The sequence below is a fragment of the Streptomyces sp. NPDC003034 genome (assembly GCF_053591375.1).
Map to the genome: position 1 here is coordinate 28,682 of NZ_JBSFTS010000034.1, position 23,194 is coordinate 51,875.

Below are 23,194 nucleotides of genomic sequence, written 5' to 3' on the forward strand. Positions count from 1 at the left end.
CGCGCGCTCGGACTTACAGGTGCGAGAGGGCGAAGGCCGACAGGAAGCCGATCACGGTCACCAGCCCCGTCATCAGATGGACCTTGCTGTACGCCTCGGGGATCATGGTGTCGGCGATCATTGCCAGAATCGCTCCTCCGGCCACGGCGGTGATCACTGCCATCACCGCCTCGGAAGCCCCGCCCAGCAGGGTGTAACCCGCCAGCGCCGCGAGCCCGCTGATCACGGCGATGGCGCCCCACAGCACGAACACGTAGGTGCGGCTGCGTCCGGCGCTCCGCATGCCGGCGGAACTGGCCAGCCCCTCGGGAATGTTGCTGATGAACACCGCCCCCACCGTCGCCACACCGAGGTGGCCCCCGCCCAGCAGGCTCGTGCCGATCACGACGGACTCGGGGATCCCGTCGAGCAGCGCGCCCAGAGCGATGGCGTTGCCCGACCCCGGCACCTCGTCCTCGGAAGGCTGCACGCCCCCCGAACGCTTGCGGTGCTGCGCGCCACGGCGCGCGAGGAGGGCATTGGCACCCGAGTACACCGCGGCTCCGCCGACCGCTCCGGTGGCCACCGGCCACATACCCGAGCGTTCGTACGCGTCGGCGATCAGCTCGAACGACACCGCGGCCATCAGTACGCCGCTGCCGAAGGCCATGACCAGAGCGATCAGCCGCGGTGGGACGCGCACCAGCGAGCCGATGCCCGCCCCGATCAGCAGAGCCGCCCCGGCGAACAGCCCCCATCCTCCGGCAGTCAACGCTCCCGTCATCGCCCGCGCTCCTCTTCCCTTGCTGACATATGCGCTGCTCCTACCCGGCCAGGAGTTCCGCAACAGCACCCGCACGGCGGCCGCCGTGCGGGTGCCGACGGTGCGCGGTAGACCGGGCTGGACGAACGGCGGCTACCGTGGGCCGGTATGAGGAAGGATGAGGCACCCGACCGCCCGGGCGCGGAAGGGGCACGGGGTCGGCGCCGGTTCCTGTGGGCGGTGGCGGCGGCGACGGCGGTGGGAGCCGGGCTGGTGTCCGGCGATTCCGGAATCTCCACCGCCTCCGGGGCACCGCGGGCGAGGCCGGCCACGCCGGAGAGCGCCCTGCGGGAACTGGAGGCCGGGAACCGCCGCTGGCGCACCCTGCACGAGCGGCATCCGGACGAGGGCCAGGCCCTGCGGCGGACGCTGGTGGCCGGGCAGCACCCCTTCGCCGTGGTGCTGGGCTGCGTCGACTCCCGGGTGCCCCCGGAGCTCGTCTTCGACCAAGGGCTGGGCGACCTGTTGACCGTCCGGTCGGCGGGCGAAGTCCTGGACGAGGCGATCCTGGGGAGCATCTCGTACGGGGTCCTGGAGCTGAGCGTGCCGCTGATCGTGGTGCTGGGCCACCAGGGCTGCGGGGCCATCGCGGCAGCGGTCCTCGCCGACGAAAGCGGCGATGCCCTGCCGGCCCACGTCCGCTACCTCGCGGACCAGATCCGCCCGGCGATCGACCACACGCTGCCAAGCGCCGCCCGGCTGGATGCGGCCGTCACCGCGAACGTCCGCCGGGTAGGCGCACGGCTCGCGGCCGAGCCGGACCTGGCACCCCGGGTCGCCGCGGGGACGCTGGCGGTGGTCGGAGCCCGCTACGAGCTCTCCAGCCAGCGCGTCAGCCGCATCCACTGACCGTCCCGGGCCCCGGCGACTGAGCAGCAGCTCCGGGCGGGGGAGCGGGGCGTGGCATGCCGGATGCCGTTCCGTCTGCGGGACAGTACGGGAGGACCGCTCTCGTGGGCGGCCCGGGGGTGTGTCGGCGTGTACGGCGCGGCTGGGGGGTTTCACCGCCGTAGGTTGCGCTAGCAGGTTCCTGCAGCGGCTGCGACAAGGAGAGGTGCTGGCGATGGACGGCAGGCGGATCATCACCGTGTTCGGCGCGACGGGGCAGCAGGGCGGGGCCCTGGCGCGGGCGGCCTTGGAGGACAAGGACAGCGGTTTCGCGGTGCGGGCCGTGACGCGCAATCCGGATTCGGAGCGGGCCAGGGAGCTGGAACGGCTCGGTGCCGAGGTGGTCAAGGCCGACATCGATGACGAGGCGAGCCTCGGGCCGGCGATGGAAGGGGCCTACGGCGCCTTCCTGATGACCAATTTCTGGGAGCACACGTCAGCGGAGCGCGAGCAGGCACAGGCACAGGCCATGGCGCGGGCGGCCGGGCACGCCGGGGTGCAGCACGCGATCTGGTCCACGCTGGAGGACACCCGCGAGTGCATTCCGCTCGATGACGACCGGATGCCGACCCTCCAGGGCTCGTACAAGGTGCCGCACTTCGACGCCAAGGCGGAGGCCGACCACTTCTTCCTCGACGCGGGCGTCCCCACCACGTTCCTGCGCACCACCTTCTACTGGGACAACCTGCTCGGCATGTTCGCCCCCCAGCGGGGTGCGGACGGCACCTTCGAGCTCGTCTTCCCCATGGGAGACAGCAAGCTCTCCGGCATCGCCGTCGAGGACATCGGCAGGACCGCGCTGGCCGTCTTCCAGGGCGGCACCGACTTCATCGCCGCCACCATCAGCATCGCCGGGGAGCACCTGAAGGTCGCCGACATGGCCGCGGCGATGACGGAGGTCCTGGGGCGACCGTTCCGCTACCGGTCCCTGACACCGGACGCCTTCCGCGCGCTCGGCTTCCCCGGCGCCGAGGAGTCCGGCAACATGTTCCAGTACTACGCCGACTGCGAGCATGCCTTCACCGCGGCCCGCGACCTCAAAGCCGTCCGCGCGCTCCACCCCGGCCTGCAGGACTTCCGGACCTGGCTGGCCGCGCACCGCGACCAGTTCTCCCTGTCCTGACTGACCGGCGCGCGCCGCAATTTACGGGGCCGCGTTCGGGTGATACAGGGCGTGGGGCAGGGCCGGACCGGGTACCTCGGCGAGGGCCATCACAGCTACTGAACGGAGATGTGGGATGCAGGCGACTGTGGGCGACCGGCTTGTGGTGCACGGGCGGATCGTCGGTCAACACGACCGGACGGCGGAGGTCATCGAGGTGCTGGGAGAGAACGGCACCCCGCCCTACCGGGTCCGGTTCGAAGACGGGCACGAAACCATCATGAGCCCCGGCCCGGACACCGTGGTGCGGCACTTCGCGGACGACGAATAGCCGCAGGCCGTGCCCAGGGTGGGGCGGGGGCGGGTACGGCGGCAGGTACGCGACAGCCTGTCCGGCCGTCGTGCCCGCGGCCCCCTCTCCGCCCCGAAATCGGTGCGCCGGACGCCTTCCGTCAGAGGTATTCCCCGGCGACTTCCGCGGCCGCCCGGGCCTCCGCTGCGTGCGGGTCGAGTTCGCTCACCGTCAGGAGGGAGACGTCGTCGCTGAGCCGCCTCTCCCACTCCGCGGCCATCGCCTCCTGCCGGTCGCGCGGCAACTGCCGTACGGCCTCCCGTCTCGTCGGGGTGAGGGCCTGGAGGAACCGGGAGAGGGGATCGGTGTCCATGAGCACGTCCTCGCGATCTGGTGATGGGTGACCCGGTGAACGGGCGGCCGAGCGGCCGACGACATCCTGCCCCGGTACACCGTCCTGGCCGTGCCCCGCGCTCTCGGGTCACCCCTCCGCAGGCGTATTCCACCCAGGTGCCTCAGGAGGGGGAGCGACGGGGGAGGGAGTGAAGGGGGCCGAGCCGGTCAACCCAGGAGCCCCGGTCCGGCGTCATCCACACCGCGGGGGCACAACCGGCCCCCCCTCGGTGACTTGGAGGCCGACACCCATGAAGCAGCCGGCTGTACGTACCGCCTCACTCGCTCTCGCCTGGGCGGCAGCGTTGGGAGCGGCCACGCTCGCCCCGCCCGCGTACGCGTCCCCGTCCGCGCCCGTGCCCGTATCCGCGGCGCAGCCGCAGCGCGGACACGAGGCGACCCGGGCCGCACTGCGCGATCTGGTCGCGAAGGGCGGACTGCCCGGGGTGGCCGCCAAGGCCCAGGATGCCAAGGGGAGGTGGGCCGGCGCGGCCGGTTACGCGGATACCGGCACGGGCCGCAAGCGCACCGCGGGCGACCACTTCCGCGGGGCCAGCATCACCAAGACGTTCATCGCGACCGTCCTGCTCCAACTGCAGGCGGAGGGGACACTGAGCCTGGACGACAGCGTCGAGACCTGGCTGCCCGGCTTGGTGCAGGGCAACGGGTACGACGGCAGCCAGATCCGTCTGCGTCAACTGCTCAATCACACGAGCGGCATCGCCAACTACACCGACGACCGCGCGTTCCTGCACGACGCCGCCGGCCTCGGTTTTCCGGAGCACCGGTATGACACCCATACCCCCGAGGAGTTGGTGCGGATCGCGCTCGAGTACCCGCCGCAGCCGTATCCGCAGAGGGCGCCGTCGTACTCGAACACGAACTTTGTGATCGCCGGGATGGTCATCGAAAGTGCGACGGGCCACGCGTACGAGCAGGAGGTCACCCGCCGCATCATCCAGCCGCTGAAACTGCACGGGACGTCGTTCCCCGGCACGTCGCCGCAGATGCCGAACCCGCACCCGATCGGCTACTCCCGGCTCCACCAGGATGCCCCCGACGCCAAGGTCCATGACGCCACCGAGCAGAACATGACCTGGCTGGGCGCGGCCGGCGACATCATCTCCACCAGCGGTGACCTCAACCGCTTCCAGCATGCCCTGATGCGGGGCGAGTTACTGCCCTCTGCGGAGATGAGGGAAATGCTCGATGAGGTACCGGCGGGGGACGGGTTCGGGTACGGGCTCGGAGTCGAGTTCGCGGAACTGTCCTGCGGCGTGAAGGTCGTGGGCAAGAGCGGCCGTACGAACGGTTCCCTGTCCGCGATGGTCGGCACGCGGGACGGGACGCACCAGCTGACGTTCAACGCCAACGGCGACTGGCTGCGGGACGGATCGCTCTACATAAACGTGATCGAAGCGGAGTTCTGCGGCAAGGCGCCGGACCCGACCGGAAAGCCGTCGTCTCCGCCGCGGCGGCTCCCCGACTCCCTCGCCGCCTTCCCGCACTAGCCTCCGCGTACGAGCCCCCGGCCCCTGCGCCAGGCCCATCTGCCCGTGGTGGGGCAGGGGCCCGGGGCGTGCGTGGGCCGGGTGGATCAGGCGGGCGTGAAGATGTCTTCGGGGGCGTCGTCGAGGATGAGACCGTTGTCGAAGTGGACGCGTACCACGACGCGGAAGCTGAGTTCCTGGTACGCGATCCATGCGGGCTCCAGAGAGCCGACCTGCTCTTCGAGCTGCTTCCTGCTCTCCGCGGGCATCTCATGGCCGAAGGTGACCAGAAGTGACTTGAGCCGTTCGTACTCGCGGACCTCCTGGCTCTGGGGCCGGTCCTCGACCACCACCCGTTCGACGGTTCCCTCGGTGCCGGCTCCCAGGGACAGAAAACCGGCGACGGCCGCGGCCGAGGCCGATGGGTCCCCCGTCGTGGCGACCGAATCGGTCAGCCTGACATCCGCCGCCAGTTTCACTCGCTGGCCTTCTTTGAGCGTCATCTCTATGTCATCTCTCGATCGGCGCCTGCTGTCCGCCCGGTCCGGCCCGACCAGGGCGCGCGCATGGGGCCAGCCCAGGGTGGCGCCCATTATGTGCGCCGGCCTTCGCGGACGCAGAGCCGGCACTGCGGTACGCGCAACCCCGCCCCTGGCCGAAGCCGCCTCCTGCCTCGCCTTCCCCGGCAGCGCGCCCGAGGCGGCACGGTCACAGCACGGGCCCCTTCCCGTCCCGCAGCCGCTCGGCGAACGCCCTTGCGGCGGCGAGGTCCTCGACGTTCGGCCGCCGCTTGTTGATACCGCCGACGAGCTTCAAGGGCATCCAGGTGGTGATCGGGAGGGGCGCGCTTACCTGGGCAGACTCAGGGGCCCTTCGGCACAGCCCGAACTTTTAGGGCATGCTGGGAGCATGAATACGCATGCCGGGGCTCGGGCCGACGCCGTCGCACCCGCCGCGCGGCTCGCCGCTCTCGCCGGGGCGTTGGCCGACGAGACGCGGGCGGCCATCTGCCTGACCTTGCTCGAAGGACGTGCCTGGACCGCGGGTGAGCTGGCCCGGGTCGCGGGAGTCGCGCCGTCCACCGTCAGCGGGCACTTGGGCCGCCTGCTCGATGCGGGGATCTGCGTGAGCGAGCGGCAGGGCCGCCACAGTTACGTGCGGATCGCCGATGCCGCTACGGCTCGCCTCGTCGACGAGCTGGCCTCGCACGCCATCCCGTACCGGGACGCGGCCCACGCGGCGCCCGTGGTCTCCGCGCCCGACCCGCTGGCCTGCGCCCGCACCTGCTACGACCACTTCGCCGGGCGACTGGGCATGGCGGTCACGGACGCCATGGAGCGACGCGGGCTGCTGCTCACGGACGGGGTCTTCGAGCTGACCGAGGCGGGTCGGGAATGGTGTGAGCGGGCGGGCGTCGGCCTCGCCCGGGAGGGGCGCCGACCGCTGGTGAGCTCCTGCCTCGACTGGACCGAGCGGCGTCGCCATCTGGGCGGATTGGCCGGCGCCCGGCTGTGTGCACGGGCGTTGGACGAGAAGTGGGTGGTGCGGCCGGCGGGAGGGGGCCGGGTGCTCCAGGTGACCGCGGCGGGTGAGCGGGCTTTCGGCGAGCTCCTGGGAATCGCCCCGCAGGTCTGGAGCTGAGGGGATGGGCCTGCCGCCCGGCAGCGGGGCGGCAGCCTGGTCGATACGAAATCATTTCGGTGGACGCCGAAACGTCGCGTGTTTAGAGTGGAGAGATGAAGCTCCCTTTGACCCCACCGCGCGTGCTCACCATCGGCGCCGTCAGCTTCACTGTGTTCGCCTGGGCGTCCGCCTTCGTCTCGATCCGCAGCGCGGGGACGGTGTTCTCACCCGGAGCACTGGCCCTCGGTCGGCTACTGGCCGCGTCGCTGGTCCTGGTCGTCCTGCTGGTGATACGCCGCGAGGGCCTGCCACCGAGGGGAGCCCGGGGCGGGATCCTGCTGTCCGGAGTGGTCTGGTTCGGCGGCTACACGGTCGCGCTGAACTGGGGTGAACGTCTGGTCGATGCCGGTACGGCGGCCCTCCTGGTCAACGTCGGGCCGATCCTCATGGCCCTGCTCGCGGCGCGGCTGCTCGGCGAGGCGCTGCCACCGCGGCTGCTGGCAGGTATGGCCGTCTCCTTCGGCGGAGCGGTGATCGTGGGCCTGTCCATGTCATCGGGGGAAGGCGGTTCGACCTCGGTGCTGGGAGTCGTCCTGTGCCTGCTCGCCGCGGTGGCGTATGCGAGTGGTGTGGTCGCTCAGAAGCCCGCGCTGTCCTTCGGGACACCCCTGCAGGTCACCGCGTACAGCTGTCTGGTCGGCGCCGTGGCCTGTCTGCCGTTCGCCGGGCAGCTTGCCACGGAGCTCCCGGGGGCGCCGCTGTCGGCGACGCTCAACATGGTCTATCTGGGGGTCGTGCCCACCGCGCTCGCCTTCACCACGTGGACTTACGCCCTGAAGCGCATGCCGGCGGCGAAGCTGGGCGCGACGACGTACGCCGTGCCCGCCATCGTGGTGCTGCTGAGCTGGATGCTGCTGGGCGAGGTCCCGGCCTGGCTCACCCTGCTCGGTGGGGTGCTCTGCCTGGCGGGGGTGGTGGTGTCCCGCTCTCGGCCGCGTTCCGCGAAGGGCTCCGCCGCCGAGGAGCCCGCGCAAGATGCGGGTGAGCGCAGCCGGACCGAGGGCCGCGCCGAAGGAGCCGACGCCCGCGCGACCGCCCGACGCGCCGGAGAACCTCACCCCGGTCCAGGGGTCCCCCCGCGCGAGCCGCGATGAGGTGCAGGTGCTCGCGGCCACCGCCCGCCGGCCAAGGGGCGCGAAGCGGTCAGTCGACGGGCCAGGTGTGTGCCGGGGCGTTCATGTGCATGAACTCCGTGTACCGGCACGTCATCCGGCGCAGCGACTCGTGGCGGTGCAGGTGGTCGTCGAGGTGGTGGAACATCTCCGACTGCCAGGTGGCGCCGTTGCGCCCGGACACGCAACGCTGCTCGATCACACCCAGCAGCGGCTCGCGCCGGACGGCGTCCATGCCGGTGGCCTCCAGCCCCCGGTGCGCCAACGGCAGCAGCCGGCGCAGGACCAGTTCGGCGGCCGGGACCTCACCCATGCCCGGCCAGTACAGGGAGGCGTCGATGCCGTGCCGGGCGGCCGTGTGCAGGTTGTCCTCCGCGGCGGAGAAGGACATCCGGGACCACACCGGGCGTTCCTCCTCCACCAGCGCCCGGGTCAGGCCGTAGTAGAAGGCGCCGTTGGCGAGGATGTCGGCCACGGTCGGCCCGGCCGGCAGGACCCGGTTCTCCACGCGCAGGTGCGGTTTGCCGTGGGCGACGGCGTAGACGGGGCGGTTCCACCGGTAGATGGTTCCGTTGTGCAGGGTCAGCTCGGCCAGTTCGGGGATGTCTCCCGCTTCGAGGGTGGCGTGCGGATCCTCGTCCTCGCAGAGCGGCAGCAGGGCGGGGAAGTAGCGCTGGTTCTCCTCGAAGAGGTCGAAGACGCTCGTGATCCAGCGCTCCCCGAACCACACCCGGGGCCGTACTCCCTGCACCTTGATCTCCTCGGAGCGGGTGTCGGTGGCCTGCTCGAACAGCGGGATGCGGGTCTCGCGCCACAGCTCCTTGCCGAACAGGAAGGGGGAGTTCGCGGCGAGGGCCACTTGGATCCCCGCGACGGCCTGCGCCGCGTTCCAGTAGGCGGGGAAGTCCTCGGGGGCGACCTGAAGGTGGAACTGCGTGCTGGTACACGCTGCCTCCGGGGTGATCGTGTCGGCGTACGCACGCAGCCGTTCGACCCCGTCGATCGCGATCCGCAGGTCCTCGCCGCGGGCGGCGAACACCTGCTCGTTCAGCAGGTGGTAGCGCGGATTCTCCGAGAGGGCGTGCGCTCCCACGTCCTGCTGCTGGAGCGTGGGCAGGATGCCGATCATGACGAGGTGCGCGCCGACCCTTGCGGCCCGCTCCTCGGCGTGGTTGAGCGCGTCACGGATCTCGCGCTCCCAGGCATCGGTGCCGCCGCCCTCGGCCAGCCGCCGAGGCGGCATGTTGACTTCCAGGTTGAACCGGCCCAGCTCGGTCGACCAGGCGGGGTCGGCGATGGCGGCGAGGACGTCGTTGTTGCGCAGGGCCGGTTCGCCGGAACCGTCGACCAGGTTGAGCTCGATCTCCAGGCCGACCTGCGGCCTCTCGTAGTCGAACCGGGCCTCGCGCAGCATGCGGGCGAATGCGTCGAGGCAGGACTGCGTCTTGCTGCGGTAACGACGCCGGTCCTCCCGAGTGAACACCAGCGCCGGGACATCCCGTCCCATCGGACCTCCCGAGTCCCCCGGGGCTCGGCTCCGGGCGCTCGCGGGCGCGTTCTGCCTCCAGAGTCGCACGCCGCACGCCGCGCCGCCATCGTCGGCGTCCTTGCCGTGTGATCAAAGTCGGTGCCGGGCCCTGACGGCAGAGCGAGCCACCGCCGGGCGCCGGCTCGATCACCGTCCCTTGCCCTGATCGCCCTTCGCCTTCTTGTTGTCGTCCTTGGCCTTCGCCGGCCGCGGTGCCTTCGTCGGCCCCGGTGCCTTCGCCGGGCGGTCACCGCCGGGGTGCGGGGCGTACGAGTCCCCAGACGTGCTGGACGCCGGCCGGTCCGGGGCGTCGGACGGCGCTGCGACCGGAAGCTCCCGGGTTCCGGACGCTGACTGTGACGCCGACTGTGACGCTGACTGTGCGGGGGGCGTCGGCGCGGGCGGCGTTCCCCGGGGGCCCGCCGCCTCGGCTCCCTCCGATGCCGGCGGCCGGCGCGAGGGCGCGGTCGCAGGTGTCTCCTCGCCCCCGGGAACGCCGCCCAGCAGGAGCGCACAGGCGCCGGCGACACTCACCGCCGCGAGACCGAGTGCAGCGGCATGCCGACGGGCCGGAGCGAGCCTCTCCGTCGGTGCGAGCCGTCGCACCGGTTCAGCGGCAGGGCGGCCGGCGGCGAGGGGCGGCAGCGGTGAGCGGTGCGTGGAGGCGTCCGTGCGCGCCGGACTCACCTCGGCGCGGGATTCCGTTGCGTGCGAGATGCCTGCGTACGCGATGTCCCGCAGGCGCAGATGGACGCCGGTCGCGTCGGGGCGCGCCTGGGGATCCTGGTCGGTCATCGCCTTCAGCAAGCGGCGCAGGCCGTCCGGCAGCCCCTCGGGTACGCGGGGCGGATGCAGGAGGTGGGTGGTGGCGACCTCCAAGGGTGTTCCCCGGCACGCGCGGTCGCCGGTGAGTGCTTCGAGGAGGGTCACTCCCAAGGCGTAGACGTCGCTGGCCGTACTCGCGCCTTGGCCGAGCAACTGCTCGGGGGCCATGTAGGCGAGCGTGCCGACCAGTGTGTCAGGCCCGCTGTGCGACCGGTCGTGCACGGTCCTGGACAGCCCGAAGTCGGCCAGGTGCGGAGAACCGTCCTCGCGCAGCAGGACGTTGGAGGGTTTCACGTCGTGGTGGATGATGCCGTGGGCGTGTACGTGGTCGAGGGCCGAAGCGATGTCGGCGCCGAGCCGTGCCACCTGGACGGGGCTGAGGGGGCCGGCGTCCATCCGGGTGCGCAAGGTGACACCGCGGATGAACTCCGTGACCATGAACGCGCCCTGCCCGTGGCGGCCGGCGTCGTAGACGGTGACCAGGGCGGGGTGGGAGAGGCGGGCCAGCGTGCGCGCTTCGTCGCAGAAACGGTCGGCGGTGACCGTGTCCGTGCCGGCGCGGAACACTTTGACGGCCACCTCACGCCCGAGCACTTGGTCGACGGCGCGGAATACGTCCGCCGTACCGCCGGACCCTATGGGGGCTTCAAGCCGGTAGCGACCACCCAGCAGGGTGTCGCCTTCGGGGAGCGCTCCGTACGCGGGGACGGGCCGGGCAGGCATGCGGGGTCCTCCTCCACTCGCGGGCAGTGCCGCGCGCTTACCCCTCGCGGGTCGTGCTACGCACCGGCCCGGGAACGGCGCGTCCTCGCCCGGCAGCTCTCCGGGGCGGTTCACGACGTCCGACGGGCGCGCCTCCACGCGTACGCCTACGCGTTCACGGCCCGGACCGCCGTCCTGGGCTGGCGGGGCAGGGCCCTCCCATCCCCCACACAGGGCGTCACGTGCCCCAGGGGTAACGCTGCCGCGCCACGACATGACCTTTGTCAGTCCCGCGCTAGCGATTCCTCAGCCGGCTGGGCGATCATTCGACTCCGGTCGCATCATCGGCCGGACAACGTCCGGTCCGGGGGGCCGAATCAGTCTCTTCCAGCCGTCGAGAACAGGCCGTCCGGCCTCGCGCTTGACCGGATCACCACGAGAGCCAGCCCGTGCGGGCAGGCCGTTCGGCCCCCTTGGACCGCGGCGTTTCGTCTCAGTGCACCTTCGGCTTCCCCACCACTTCCGGGAGACACGTATGTCCGACACAGCACACACCCCGCAATTCGCCCTCCAGGACCTGGAGCTGGACCTCGGCGACCTCACCGTGACCTCCATGCGGGACACGGTGGCGCTGCCCGAGGGCGGAGCCTCCCACGGCTCCTGTTCCTGCCAGGGCTCGTCCTCCTGTGCCCAGCCGCAGCTGCAGGCCGAGGGACTCGTGGGCTGACCGCCCGTACGCGCAATATCCGACCCCAGGCCTTCCAGCAGAGGAGATGTCCATGACCCATGACACCCGGACCCCGAGCTTCGAACTCGGTGAACTCGACCTCGGCGACCTCACCGTGACCTCCATGCGGGACACGGTGGCGCTGCCCGAGGGCGGAGCCTCCCACGGCTCCTGTTCCTGCCAGGGCTCGTCCTCCTGCGCGCAGCCCACGCCGGACGTTCCCTCGCTGTAACCACTCACCAGTACGGCGAACGCCTCCCGCCGCGCCTCGCGTGCGGCGGGAGGTCCGCGCGCCATCACCGACAGGACGAGGCCACCATGCCGCAGCCGCAGCCGCAGCCGCAGCCGCAGCCGCAGCCGCAGCCGCAGCCGCCGCACCGTACGGCCGCACGCGAAGACGGCTACCGGGTGCGGTCCGCGTCGTACGCGCTCCTCCGTGCCAGCGTGCTCGCCCATCCGGCCCAGGCGCCGGCCGCAGCGGAGTTCCGCGCACTCCTCGCCCGCCTCCACCGGGTCGACGCGCAGCTGCTCCAGACCAACGCGCCGCTCTGCGACGACCTGTACGACAGCCGGGACCACCATCCGGCGCAATTCCACCGCGAGGTCGTCCTTCCGCTGCGCCGCGCCCTGCACAACGGGCGCGAACCCCGCTCCGCCCTGCTGCGACGCCTCGGCGACCTGCCGGACCGGGTGCCCCGGCTCGCCTCCTGGATCACCCTCCGCGAGCGCCGCAGCGCGCTCGTCGCCGAGCTGGGTGCCACCGGCGAGCGGGCCCTCGCCGCCGAACGCACGGCCCTGGCGGCCCAGTGCGGGGAACCGGCCCTCGGCAAGGCCGTCGCCCTCACCAGCGCCGACCTGCTCCGGGCCGTCCAACGGGCGGGCACCGGCGCGGCGGACCGCAGGGCGCGCAAGGAAGAACCGGCCGTGCTGCGCTACGCCCTGCGGGCCAGCACCAAGACCAGCCCGCTGTCCTGGTTCACCGCCGTCGGGTGGGGCACGCTGCCCCAATCGCCGGGCCGCCCGGTCCCGTCCTGGGATGCCCCGCGGCTGTCCGGGGGCGCACTGCGCGCGGTCGTGAAGGTCAACCGCACCCTGACGACCGCCCTCACCCTCGCCCTCCTGGACGCTGCGCACCGCCGGGCCTCGATCCCCCACCGCATCACCAGTACGGCCCGGGTCACGGCGGGCCGGGCAGCGTACTCCCGGGACCGCGCCACCTTCGCCGGGGGCCGCTACCTCGTGTCCGGGGAGGACGAGGTGGAGCTGCCCTTCGGCGGTCCCCTGAGCCTGGTCACCGGGCACGCCCAACACCTCGTACCCCTCCATGAGTTGACCGACCTGCTGGGCGCGGCCCTGAAGGGTGCGGAGGATGGCCGCGCCGCCGCCGTCACCTTCCTCGACCGCCTCGTACAGGCGGGCCTGCTGGTACCGGGCGACCCCCTCCCGCCACAGGACACCGACCCCGTGGCCCGGCTCACGGCATGGCTGTCGGCGCTCGGCGCGACACACCCCGAGGATGCGGCACGCGCCGACCGCATCGGTGAAATAGGCCGCCTGACAGCGCAGTTCGGAGCAGCGCCCGCCGCAGAGCGGCCCGCCCTCCTCGCCGACCTGGCAGAGCGCTGGAGGAGCGAGCTGTCCGACGCCGGGCGTCCCGTCCCGCCCGCCTCCGCCCCGCTCACCGTACTGTCCGAGGACGTCGTCGCCCCCCGCCCGCTGGAGCTCGACGGCTATCTCGACGCCGCCGACCATGAGGCCCTCGGCGAGGTCACCGCCCTGGCGGAGCTCTTCGACCTCGGCCACATCGTCCGCCGCCTCGTACGGGACCGCTTCGTCGGGCGATACGGCCACGGCGGCAGCTGCCCCCACCCGTGGGAGTTCGGAGCCGAGGTCGCGCAGGCCTGGGAGGCCGCCGGACGCATCGCCGCCCTCGCCCCGGCCGACCGGACCGCCTTCCCCACGGGAACCGGCGAGCTCGCCGCACTCCGCGCGGAGTTCGCCGCCGGGGTCCGGGAGGCCATGGCCGCTGGGGCGGCTGACGGCGACGAGGTCGTCCTGCCACCCGGCCTCGTCACGTCCCTCGGCGAGCGGCTGCCCGGCTGGGCCCGCGAACGGGCGCTCAGCTACGCGTACTTCCTCCAGCGGGACCCGGCCCGGGGCCTGCTCTGCGTGAACCACGTGTACGGCGGATGGGGCCGGTTCACCAGCCGGTTCCTGGACGCCCTGGACCCCCGCGCGACCGCTGAGGTGTCCCACCAGATCCGGTGCGGGCTGGGGCCCGGCGCGCGGGCCGCGCAGATCCGGCCCGTCGGCGGGTTCAACGCCAACCTCCACCCCCTGCTCGTCCCGGACGAGATCGGCCCCGACCGCCGCTGGGCGTCGATCGGCGAGGCGGACGTGGAGCTCCACCACGACGAGGCCACCGACCAGGTGCGTTTGCGGCTGCGGAGCACCGGCGAGTTCCTGGACGTGCTGTACGCGGGCTTCCTGGCCCCCCTCCTGCTCCCGCGCCGCCTCGGCGCCCACCTGGCCGACCAGCCCAACGGAGCGGTCGACTTCCGGGCGCTCGGCCCCCGCCAGAGCATCCCGGCGCCGGGCGGCCGGGTGACGCGCAGCCACGCACTGCGCCACCGCCACGTCGTGCTCCAGCGCCGCCGCTGGACGCTGCCGCCCGAGGTGGTGCGGGAACTGCGCGCCGACCTCGGCTCCGGCACGGTCCCGGCGGAGGCCGCCGCCCGCTGGCGCGCGCTGCTGGGCCTCCCCGAGCAGGTCTTCCTGCACCCGGTCGCAAACACCTCCACCGGGCGGGCCGCCGACGACTTCCTGAGCGCCCTGGACCGCCCAAAGCCCCACTTCGTGGACCTCGGCAACGCGCTGCACCTGCGCTGCCTGGCCAAGTGGCTCTCCCGCCACCCTGGCGGAGCGGTCCTGGAGGAGGCCATGCCCGCGTCCGGCGGCCTCGCGACGCCGACCCGCGCGGTGGAGCTCGTACTGGAGGTCTACCGGGCCGGGCGGCCCGCATGACCTGCCCGCAGACGACGGAGGAACGCATCGTGCCAGGAGCACAACCCGACCACCACGGCGCCCGCGACGTGGTCGCCTACTTCCACCACCCCGTCAAGGCGCCGCTGCTGCGCGGAGTGCTGCTGCCGCTCGCCGAGGCCTGCGCGGCCGACGGACTGGCCGCCCACGTCGAACGGCACTGGTTGCACGGCCCCCACCTGCGGCTGCGTCTCCAGGGCCCGCCCGTGCAGGTGGAGTCCGCCGCCGAGTCCGCTGCCGCCCGGATCCGCGACTGGCTGCGCGCCCATCCCTCGCAAGGCGACCTGACGCACGCTCAGTTACTGGAACGGGCCGCCGAGGCCGGGCGCGCCGAACTGATCGCCCCGCCCTACGGCCCCATCGAGGCGGACAACACGGTCCGGATCGAGGCGGTCGACCGATCGAGCGTGCGCGCCCTGCTCGGCGACGACGGCGCGGACCTGCGCGACGACCTGCTGCGAGCCGGCCTCGGCGCGCTGCGGGCCGGCGCCGCATTCCTCGCGCAGCACGGCGACTCCGCGCAGGCCCGCATTCAGCTCGCCGTGGCGGGACTCGCCGCGCATGCCCGCGCCCACCCCGGCGGCCTCGCGGACGGCCACTACTCGTACGTCTCCCACCTGGAGGACTTCCTGCTCCACGACGATCCGGACGGACGGCTGCGGGAGACTTTCGAAGGCCACTGGCGGCGCGCGGGCGCCGCGGTGACCGGGCTCGTCGGGCGGATCACCGACGGCGGAGCCCACGGCGGGGAACGGGACTGGGCGCTCTACTCGGCGGGCGCCTGGCAACTGGCGCAGAGCCGGTACGACGCCGGCGCGGACCTCCACGGTGCCCCGCTGGAATACCGGGCACGGGCCGCTGCCACCGGCGACACCGCGGCGGCCGAACGCTGGAACCCCGACGTCCGGACCCGGTACAGCGAGTTCCACGACCTGCTACGGCGCTGCGACCCGCAGGCCACGATGTGGAGCCGCCCCGACTACCTGGTGTACCGGGCCTGCACCAACGCCCTGTACCGGCTCTTCACCATCTGCGACGTCCGCCCGCTGGAGCGGTACCTCGCGGCGTACCTCGTCGTCCGTACGGTCCCCGGTCTGACCGGCTGCGACTGGCGCGCGGAGCTCGGCGCGGCCGTCCACGCGGTGGAGGGCGCATGACCCCCGGAACGTCAGCCGCCCCCGGCGGCACCGCTCTGCCGGCACCGGCCGGCGGGGCCCGGATCGTGCGGCGGCTGCGTCCGGGCGTCGCCGTGACCCCCTTGCGGAGCGGCCTGCACCTGCGGGGCCGGCGCGGGAGCGTCACGCTGGAGGGCAGCACCGCGCTGCCCGCCCTGTGGCGGCTACTGGAAGAACCGCTGCGCCTCGGCGCACTCGAAGACCTCCTGGACGGCATGGAGCGGGGTTCGGCCCTGCGCGCGGCCGTCGACATCCTCGTCGGACAGCTCGACGCCCATGACCTGCTCGTGGCGGAGCCCGCCCCACCGGTCGGCGGATCCGGCCGGCCGGCGGAGCACGGGCACGACGGGGGCTCCGGTCCGGTCGAGCAGTGGCTCGACGTGACGGCCGAGTGGCCCGCGCGGGCGGCGGCCTCGCTCACCACCACGCGGGCCGAAGTGGTGGCCGGCGCCCTCGATGACCCCCTGGCCAAGGCTGCCGGACGGGCTCTGGCGCGCGGCGGTCTGCCCGTCGCGTACACCGCCGATCCGGGCCTGCCCGTAGGGCGGGTCCTCCTGTACGCCCGCGGTGACGGACCGGACCGGGCCGTCGCGGCCGGGCTGTGCGGCGGGAGCGGCTACGCCACCGCCCCGGGCAGCGCGGCCCAGGTCCGCTCCGACGCGGCGGCTCTGGAGGCACGGCTGGCTCTTGGCGCGCCCCCGGATCCCGCCGCAGGCCTCACTCACGTCTCGGCCGCAGGAGCCGCGGCGCCGGCTGGAGCCGCCGAGCCTCCGGGCTCCGCCGTGCCCGCTGGAGCCGCCGCGCCCGCCGGAGCCGCCGCGTTCGCCGCCCTGCTCGCCGGCTCCGCGGCGCACCGCCTGCTGTGTGAGGTGGCCGGGCTGCCGGACCCCGCGAGCGAAGGGGACGACGAGCGGCTGCTGCCCGGGCTTCCCGCGGTGCTCCTGGCCGACGCCCGCCCCCTGCGGGCCGATTACCGGACCTGGCTGGGGCCCGACCGGCTCGATCCCGACCGTCGGACGGACCTGCCCCCTGCCGAGACCCTCGGCGCCGCGCTGCGGCGGGCGGCGGCCCTCGGTGACGAGCGGTGCGGGGCCTTGCCCGAGCCGCTCCCGGCGCCGTTGCGGCAGCTGCCCGTGCCGCTCGCCGCCTGCGCGCTGCCCGAGGCGGCCGGACTCGGTGGGCCCCTGGTCGGTGGCGCGCCGCGGCTGGACCTCGCCCGCCTGGAGGTGTTCTGCCGGGCTGCCGAACTGCTGCTGGCGCAGGAGCACTTCACCGTCGGAGCGAACCCCGGGCACGCCTGGGGCCGTGCCCTGCGCGCGGCTGCCCACCGCCGGCTCGAAGCCTCGGCAGGGCACACGTCCGTGCCGGCGGCACGGTGGTCCGGGCATCCACAGGTCCGCCACTGGTGGACGACGCTCACCGTCCGTCTGGCCGTTCCCGCCCACCTGGAGGTCTCCCGTCCCTTCCGCGGCGAGGAGGTGTACCACGCCACCGTCCGCCGGACCGTACCGGCTGGGGACGCGGGCAGTCAGGCGGGCACGGACGGGCATCCGTTGCGAGAGCCGTCTGCGCCCGTCGTACTGGGCGGCGCGGTCGAGGCCACACCCGGTGACGCGGCGGCGTTCGCCGCCCTCGCCGCGGTCACCGCCGTCTGCGCCACGGGGGCGCCGGACCGCCGTACCCGCCCCTCCGGCGGCGCGATCGCCCCGCTGGCCGGCGCGGGAGCCCGGACGGCCGCATGGGAGGACCGCGGGTGGACCGGCGGCTGGCTGGCGGACGTGGCCGCCCGTGAAGAGGCGCTCCAGGACGCGCTGCGCCGGCTTGCGGCAGTGCCCGTCCCCGTACGGGCACCTGCCCCGGCGCCCGCCCCGCCGCAGGTTTCGTCGCAAGTCCCCGTGCAGGCGCCGTCACAGGCCCCGTCGCAGGTTCCGTTGCGGCCCACAGAACTCGCCGACCGGCTGCGGGCCTTCGGCTTCACCGTCCTGCGCACCCCCGAGGAAGCACGATGAACGAACCGACGAAGTCCCCGCCCGGGCCCGGGCAGCTCGGCGTCCTGCCCGTGCCGGTGCTCGACTCCGCGTCCGCGACCGGGACGACGACCGGCCCGGCCGTGGTGCTGCTGACCCAGTGGACACTGGGGCTCGCCGAGGAACTGAGCCGGCACGCGCTCAGTCATCCGGTCACCCTCGTCCCCGTACGCTTCGACGGCGCCCAGGCGGTGGTCGGGCCCGTGCTGCGGCCGGGCGCGGCAGCCTGCCTGTGCTGTGCCGAATACCAGCGGCTGGCCACGGCGGGCGGCCGGGTGCCCTGGCAGAGCCCGGCCCTGGCGCTGGCCGGCGTACCGTCCCCCGCCCTGGCCGAAGCTGTCGGCGCCCTCGCGACGGACCTGCTGGACGGCGGGGACCCGCCGCCCGGCGAGCACCCGGGAACAGCCGTCGTCCATGTGGTGCACCAGGGGCGCGGCACCTGGTCCACCCACCACGTCCGGCCCGTCGGGGGCTGCCCGGTGTGCCGTCCCCTGCCCCCGGACTCCGCGGCCGGCGCCGCCCCGCTGCCCTCGGCGCCCCGCCCGCTGGACGACCCGTACGTGCTGCGCGCCGCCAACCCCCGCACGGGGTTGAACCGGTTGCGCGGCGCACTGCACGACGAGCGGTTCGGTCCGGTACGCCGCCTGTTCCGGACCGAGGACTCGGCCTTCTGCCTGACGACCGCGTTCGTGACGGACGGACGGCTCGTGGACGACGGCGGATACGGGCGGGCCGCGGACTTCGCGGACAGCGAGCGCATCGCGCTGTTCGAAAGCGTCGAGAGGTACGCGGGGATGCGGCCGACCGGCCGGCGCACGAACCTGCGGGCCTCCTTCGCCGAGCTGGGCCCCGACCGGGCGCTGGACCCGCGGCGGCTCGGCCTGCCCGACCCCGCCTACCACGGGCATCCGGCGTCGACGACCGTCCCGTACACACCGGATCTGGAACTGGACTGGGTGCACGGCTGGTCGCTCACCCGGCGACGGGCGATCGCCGTCCCCGAACACGTCGCGTACTGGGACGTGCCGGGCGCCGGCCGGCCCCGCGTGGTGTACGAGTCCTCCAACGGCTGCGGACTGGGCAACAGCCCCGAAGAGGCCGCGCTCTACGGCCTGTTCGAGGTGGCGGAGCGCGACGCCTTCCTGATGGCGTGGTACGCGGCGACGCCGCTGCGACGCGTCGAACCGGCCCCGGACGACCTCGACACGGCCCTGCTGACCGACCGGGCGGCCCTGGCGGGCTACCGGCTGATCCTGCTGGACGCGACGAACGACTTCGGCATCCCGGCCGTCGTGGCGGTCTGCCGGTACGAAGGCTCCCATCCCGACGCGCCGCGGATGTTCCTGGCGGCGGGAGCCCACCACGACCCGCGCGCGGCGATCCGGTCCGCGGTGGCCGAGGTCGTCACCAACGTGCTGGAGTCGGGGCACCGCTCCCTCGCCCCCGGCCGCCCGCGCGATCCCGGGCGGCTGCGGCCGATGCTGGACCAGCCGGAACTGGTGACCAGCCTGGACGACCACGTCGGCCTCAACACCCTTCCTGAGGCGGGCCCCCGCCTGGAGTTCCTCTTCGCCGACACACCGCACACGACGATCGCGGAAGCCTGGCCGGGGGCCCCCGCACCGGTGGACGACCTGACCGCCCTGCTCGAGGCGACCGTGGAGCGGCTGTCCCGGGCCGGCCTGGAGGTGATCGCCGTCGACCAGACCGAGCCGGGGCTGCGCGACCGGCTCGGCCTGCACTGCGTGAAGGTCGTCGTACCCGGTTCCTTGCCGATGACCTTCGGGCACGTCAACCACCGCACCCGTGGGCTGCCGCGGCTGCTGGAGGTGCCGTACCGGCTGGGCCGTACGGACCGGCCGCTGCGCCACGAGGACCTCGCGATCCATCCGCACCCCTTCCCCTGATGCCCGCCGCCCACGGACCCCACCACGAGGACCGCACATGACGACGACCGACACCTGGCACGGCCTCCACCTCTTCCTCCACTCCACGACCGAGGACGTCGACACCTTCCTGACCCGGCACGCGGCCGCGCTCCTCGACGGGCTCGTGGCATCGGGGGAAGCCGCCCAGTGGTTCTTCATCCGCTACGGCGAGGACGGCCCCCACGTCCGGATCCGGGTACGAGGCCTGAGCACACGGGCCGCCGCCCGACTGCCGGACGAGCTGGCCGTGGCCGCGAAGGAAGTGCCCGCGGTGCCGGGCCCGTGGCCGTCCCGCCACGGCGAGGTCCGCGCCACGGCGTACGTACCCGAAACGCAGCGCTACGGCGGCGGGCCGCAGACACAAGCCATAGCCGAGGAGGTCTTCGCCACCTCCACACAGGTGGCGCTGGAGGCCCTGCGGCAGGTGCACGGCGGCACGGCGGCGGCGCGGCTGACATCCGCGGCGGACCTGGCCCACGCGACGGGCTACGCGCTCGGCATGGACCGGCTCACCGCGGCGCGCTGGCTGCGCCGGCACGCGGCGGGCTGGCGGTGGGTCACCGAGGTGGCGCTGCTGCCCGGCGCCTCCGTGCACACACGGGTCAACTCCGTCTACGCCGCGCAGCGCACCAGCCTGACGGGGCGCGCGGCCCACCTGCGGGAACAGCTCGCGGCAGGCACCGCCGCGCCCTGGCTCCACCGGTGGGCGGACGGAGTCCGCGAGGCCGACGCACTGCTGCGCGGCCGGGAGGACCTGCCCGAGGCCGCGGCCGCCCAGGTATGGGCCTCGCAGCTCCACATGCTGCTCAACCGGCTCGGCGTCACCCCCGACGAGGAGCGGGCGGTGTGCCGGCTGGCCGCCCGAACCCTGCTGGAGACCGAGGAGCATCCCGGCTACTTCCCGTCCGGACACACCGCGCCCGACCTCCAGTACCTGGAACGGAGCAAGTTCCAGATCGGCCGCAATGAGGACACGGCGCTGCGGCCGCTGCCGCCGCGTACGCCGCCGTCCCGTACGCTGGCGCCCCGCCCTGAGGTCGCCCTGCCGGCAGATCCGCTTCCGGACGTTCCGCTGCGCACCGTGCTGGCCGACCGGTCATCGGCACGCGGCGCGCTCGGGGGCCCGCTGGACGCCGGCACCCTGGGCGCGTTGCTGTGGCATTCCCTGTCCGAGAGCAGCCGCTCCGAACAGCACCTCGACGACGGCTCGGTCCGGGCGCTGGTCCACCGGCCCTATCCCAGCGCGGGCGCGCTGTACACGGCCCGGGTGCGGTTGCTGGTGCTGGAGGTCGCCGGTGTCCCGGCGGGCACGTACGACTGTGTTCCGGAACGCCGGACCCTGCGTCACATCGGGCCGGTGCCCCCGGTGTCGGAGATCAAACCGCTGTCGACCTACCTGTCCCGTCCGGCGACGGACCCCGACTGGATCGGCATCAACCAGGCGCCCGTGGTCCTGGCCCTTTACGCGGACCTCGGTCTGCTGCGCCGCCGCTACGGCCTGCGCGCTCTGCGGCTGGCCCTGCTGGAGACCGGCCATCTGGCCCAGACGCTGCTGCTCACGGGGGCCGCCCTGGGCCTGGGAGGCACCCCGCTGGGCGGCTTCCACGACGACCTGGCCCACGAACTCCTCGGACTGGACGACCTCGACCAGCCGCTGCAGTACCTCCTGCCGCTGGGGTGTCGCCCGAAGACGTGACCCGGCTCCGCGCCCGGCCCCGTCGGAGAAGGCGTGCGCGACCAGTGCCGCAGCACCGTCGCGGGCCCGGCCCCCGAGGCCGGGCCTGGGCGGTGCCGACCAGCGCTCTTGCCCCGTCCGCCGGGCCTGCGGATGTTCGTAAGCCGAAGCGGCCTCCACGGCAGACGTGAGCCCCGCATGAGCCCCGCATGCCGGGGCTTCGGATCGCATGACACTATTTACGCCAATACAGGCCTCACGGAGGCAGCTGCGGGGTCAGCTCTCAGGGCTCTGGCAGCGACGTCGCAGCGCCCGCCCTGCGCCAGCTACCGCGCCCGTGCGCCGGTGCCAGGCGTGCGCCGCCGGGTGCCCTCGCGCTGGCAATCGGGGACCGGGGGGCCGGTGCGCGGGCGGGAGGCTTGGCGACGGCCGGGCTGCGAGTACGGAACAGAAGATGACTGAACCATCCGAACACGGTACGAAGTCCTTCGCGGACGAACGCATGCGGGCTGCGGCCGTTCGCGTGTTCATCGCTCTCGCCCCGCCCGACGTCGCGAAAGAGGAACTGGCGCGGGAGCTGCGGCCTGCCTATGCCGCCTACCCGCGCATGCGGTGGAACCGTATCGAGGACTGGCACATCACCCTGGCGTTCCTCGGGGAGCTCCCCGTTGAGACCGTTTCGCTCCTGCGGCCGCCGCTCGCCGGCCTAGCGGCGACGCGGCGGCCTCTGGAACTCACTCTGCGAGGCGGAGGGCACTTCGACGAGCGGGTCTTGTGGACCGGGATCGGCGGCGATCTGGAAGGGCTGCACCTGCTCGCCGGCGAAGTGCGCGCCGCCGTCAAGGAGTGCGGTATCGCCTTCGAGGGCCGACCGCTGCGTCCACATCTGACGCTGGCCCGCGCACGTCGGGACGATCCGTCGTCCGTGGTGGAGGCTGCCGCTGGGCTGACCGGCTTCGTGGGCGGCTGCTGGCAGGCCGGACGTCTGCATCTGGTGGCCAGCAACGCCGCGCGCGGGCCCGGGCCGATCCGTTACCGCGATGTGGACGCGTGGAGCTTCGAGGGTGGGAAGCGGGACTGAAGGCACGGGCGGCGGCGCAGCTGGAGCGCCGTCGCTCACGGGCGGGAAGAGCGGGGGAGGGCTGCCCCGCTTCCAGGATTTCCACCCTTCTTTCATCCCGCTAGCGCGGTGGTGTGCTGCGCTGGCGTGTGTGTCAGTCGGTGAACGCCTGGGTGCTGATGTGGGCGGTGGGTGTGCTGGTGATGCGGTAGCGGTTGTCGCGGAGGTGGGGTGACGGGCGGAGCCGTACGGTCAGGGGGCCGGCCCATTCGTAGTTGTGTGCCTCGCCATGGCGGGCGAGGGCGTCGGTGAGCAGCGGACCGATGCGGTGGGCCTGGGGTGCCAGTTCTCTGTGGATTTCTGGAGGCAGTTCCACTTCGTAGGCGTTGGGAACCACGACGCGGTCGTGGCTGCAGATGACTGCCTGCTGGTCGCATTCCTGTCGTAGGGCTTCGAGGAGTTCGACCGGCTCGCGTGGCGACAGTCTGGTGAGCAGTGCGTTTTCCCACTGCTCAACGACATTTTCCCAGTGGCGGAGTGCGTTCATGCGGCGCGTTTGCCCCCGGACAGCGGGATCTATCCGGGATCTGTTCCGGCGTCGGCGTTGTGGTGGGTGTGTTGGTTGGTGTGGGTGGCCTGTCCTGGGGATTCGAGGACGGCGTATCGAAGGTTCGCCAACGGTCTGTGCGTACGTTGTGCTTGGGGGCGCTGTTGGTGGGCCGGGTGGTATCGGTGTTCGGTAG

The 23,194-nt window shown here is 73.2% G+C and carries 20 protein-coding genes; 14 read left to right on the forward strand and 6 right to left on the reverse strand.

Going from position 1 to position 23,194, the window contains the following annotated elements; all coding sequences use genetic code 11:
* Positions 1–13: 13 nt before the first annotated feature.
* Positions 14–763, reverse strand: coding sequence for a ZIP family metal transporter (locus ACWDX7_RS25800; RefSeq protein ID WP_451491878.1), 750 nt, complete (start codon positions 761–763; stop codon positions 14–16).
* Positions 764–910: 147 nt separating this feature from the next.
* On the opposite strand from ACWDX7_RS25800, the gene ACWDX7_RS25805 reads away from it, so the two are divergent.
* The 3 genes from ACWDX7_RS25805 (at position 911) to ACWDX7_RS25815 (ending at position 3,123) form a co-directional block, all read left to right on the forward strand.
* Positions 911–1,651, forward strand: a complete 741-nt coding sequence (locus tag ACWDX7_RS25805) for a carbonic anhydrase (protein WP_451491879.1) — start codon at positions 911–913, stop codon at positions 1,649–1,651.
* A 214-nt stretch (positions 1,652–1,865) separates the two neighbouring features.
* Positions 1,866–2,813, forward strand: coding sequence for an NmrA/HSCARG family protein (locus ACWDX7_RS25810; RefSeq protein ID WP_451491880.1), 948 nt, complete (start codon positions 1,866–1,868; stop codon positions 2,811–2,813).
* A gap of 115 nt (positions 2,814–2,928) precedes the next feature.
* Positions 2,929–3,123 (forward strand): DUF1918 domain-containing protein, encoded by a 195-nt coding sequence (locus tag ACWDX7_RS25815; RefSeq protein WP_451491881.1) that lies wholly within the window; start codon positions 2,929–2,931, stop codon positions 3,121–3,123.
* Between the two features lie 121 nt (positions 3,124–3,244).
* On the opposite strand, the gene ACWDX7_RS25820 is transcribed toward ACWDX7_RS25815, so the two are convergent.
* Entirely contained in the window at positions 3,245–3,457 is a 213-nt protein-coding gene (locus tag ACWDX7_RS25820; protein WP_451491882.1) for a hypothetical protein, read from the reverse strand.
* A 271-nt stretch (positions 3,458–3,728) separates the two neighbouring features.
* Between ACWDX7_RS25820 and ACWDX7_RS25825 the strand changes: the two genes are divergently transcribed.
* Positions 3,729–4,988, forward strand: coding sequence for a serine hydrolase domain-containing protein (locus tag ACWDX7_RS25825; protein WP_451491883.1), 1,260 nt, complete (start codon positions 3,729–3,731; stop codon positions 4,986–4,988).
* Between the two features lie 86 nt (positions 4,989–5,074).
* Here the strand turns inward: ACWDX7_RS25825 and ACWDX7_RS25830 are convergent, their stop codons facing one another.
* Positions 5,075–5,470 carry a hypothetical protein gene (locus ACWDX7_RS25830; RefSeq protein WP_451491884.1) on the reverse strand — a complete coding sequence of 132 codons (396 nt, stop codon included), beginning with the start codon at positions 5,468–5,470 and terminating at the stop codon, positions 5,075–5,077.
* Positions 5,471–5,876: 406 nt separating this feature from the next.
* Here ACWDX7_RS25830 and ACWDX7_RS25835 point away from each other — a divergent pair, with 406 nt between their 5' ends.
* Both ACWDX7_RS25835 and ACWDX7_RS25840 read left to right on the forward strand, forming a co-directional pair.
* The gene (locus tag ACWDX7_RS25835; protein ID WP_451491885.1) at positions 5,877–6,608 is read left to right on the forward strand and encodes an ArsR/SmtB family transcription factor; all 732 of its coding nucleotides are present in this window, start codon (positions 5,877–5,879) and stop codon (positions 6,606–6,608) included.
* Positions 6,609–6,703: 95 nt separating this feature from the next.
* Positions 6,704–7,744 carry a DMT family transporter gene (locus ACWDX7_RS25840; protein WP_451491886.1) on the forward strand — a complete coding sequence of 347 codons (1,041 nt, stop codon included), beginning with the start codon at positions 6,704–6,706 and terminating at the stop codon, positions 7,742–7,744.
* 49 nt (positions 7,745–7,793) lie between these two features.
* Here the strand turns inward: ACWDX7_RS25840 and ACWDX7_RS25845 are convergent, their stop codons facing one another.
* Positions 7,794–9,269 (reverse strand): glutamate--cysteine ligase, encoded by a 1,476-nt coding sequence (locus tag ACWDX7_RS25845; RefSeq protein ID WP_451491887.1) that lies wholly within the window; start codon positions 9,267–9,269, stop codon positions 7,794–7,796.
* Between the two features lie 168 nt (positions 9,270–9,437).
* On the reverse strand, positions 9,438–10,838 hold the full coding sequence (locus ACWDX7_RS25850; protein WP_451491888.1) for a protein kinase domain-containing protein: 1,401 nt from the start codon (positions 10,836–10,838) through the stop codon (positions 9,438–9,440).
* A 514-nt stretch (positions 10,839–11,352) separates the two neighbouring features.
* Here ACWDX7_RS25850 and ACWDX7_RS25855 point away from each other — a divergent pair.
* The 8 genes from ACWDX7_RS25855 to thpR all read left to right on the forward strand — a co-directional run bounded on the left by ACWDX7_RS25855 (position 11,353) and on the right by thpR (position 22,472).
* Positions 11,353–11,544, forward strand: coding sequence for a thiazolylpeptide-type bacteriocin (locus tag ACWDX7_RS25855; RefSeq protein WP_451491889.1), 192 nt, complete (start codon positions 11,353–11,355; stop codon positions 11,542–11,544).
* Between the two features lie 52 nt (positions 11,545–11,596).
* Positions 11,597–11,776 carry a thiazolylpeptide-type bacteriocin gene (locus ACWDX7_RS25860; RefSeq protein ID WP_451491890.1) on the forward strand — a complete coding sequence of 60 codons (180 nt, stop codon included), beginning with the start codon at positions 11,597–11,599 and terminating at the stop codon, positions 11,774–11,776.
* Positions 11,777–11,862: 86 nt separating this feature from the next.
* Entirely contained in the window at positions 11,863–14,568 is a 2,706-nt protein-coding gene (locus ACWDX7_RS25865; protein ID WP_451491891.1) for a lantibiotic dehydratase, read from the forward strand.
* A gap of 29 nt (positions 14,569–14,597) precedes the next feature.
* A complete protein-coding gene (locus ACWDX7_RS25870) occupies positions 14,598–15,743 on the forward strand; it encodes a lantibiotic dehydratase C-terminal domain-containing protein (protein ID WP_451491892.1) in 1,146 nt (381 codons plus the stop codon).
* Complete coding sequence (locus ACWDX7_RS25875; RefSeq protein ID WP_451491893.1) at positions 15,740–17,770, forward strand: hypothetical protein; 2,031 nt, start codon at positions 15,740–15,742, stop codon at positions 17,768–17,770. The genes ACWDX7_RS25870 and ACWDX7_RS25875 overlap by 4 nt, the downstream gene beginning before the upstream one ends.
* Positions 17,767–19,695: a TOMM precursor leader peptide-binding protein gene (locus ACWDX7_RS25880; RefSeq protein WP_451491894.1), complete on the forward strand. Its 1,929-nt coding sequence runs from the start codon at positions 17,767–17,769 to the stop codon at positions 19,693–19,695. Before ACWDX7_RS25875 ends, ACWDX7_RS25880 begins: the two co-directional genes overlap by 4 nt.
* Positions 19,696–19,732: 37 nt before the next feature.
* The gene (locus tag ACWDX7_RS25885; RefSeq protein ID WP_451491895.1) at positions 19,733–21,412 is read left to right on the forward strand and encodes a thiopeptide-type bacteriocin biosynthesis protein; all 1,680 of its coding nucleotides are present in this window, start codon (positions 19,733–19,735) and stop codon (positions 21,410–21,412) included.
* 433 nt (positions 21,413–21,845) lie between these two features.
* Complete coding sequence (gene thpR / locus ACWDX7_RS25890) at positions 21,846–22,472, forward strand: RNA 2',3'-cyclic phosphodiesterase (protein ID WP_451491896.1); 627 nt, start codon at positions 21,846–21,848, stop codon at positions 22,470–22,472.
* A gap of 133 nt (positions 22,473–22,605) precedes the next feature.
* On the opposite strand, the gene ACWDX7_RS25895 is transcribed toward thpR, so the two are convergent.
* Positions 22,606–22,998, reverse strand: coding sequence for a DUF3662 domain-containing protein (locus ACWDX7_RS25895; protein ID WP_451491897.1), 393 nt, complete (start codon positions 22,996–22,998; stop codon positions 22,606–22,608).
* Positions 22,999–23,194 lie beyond the last annotated feature (196 nt).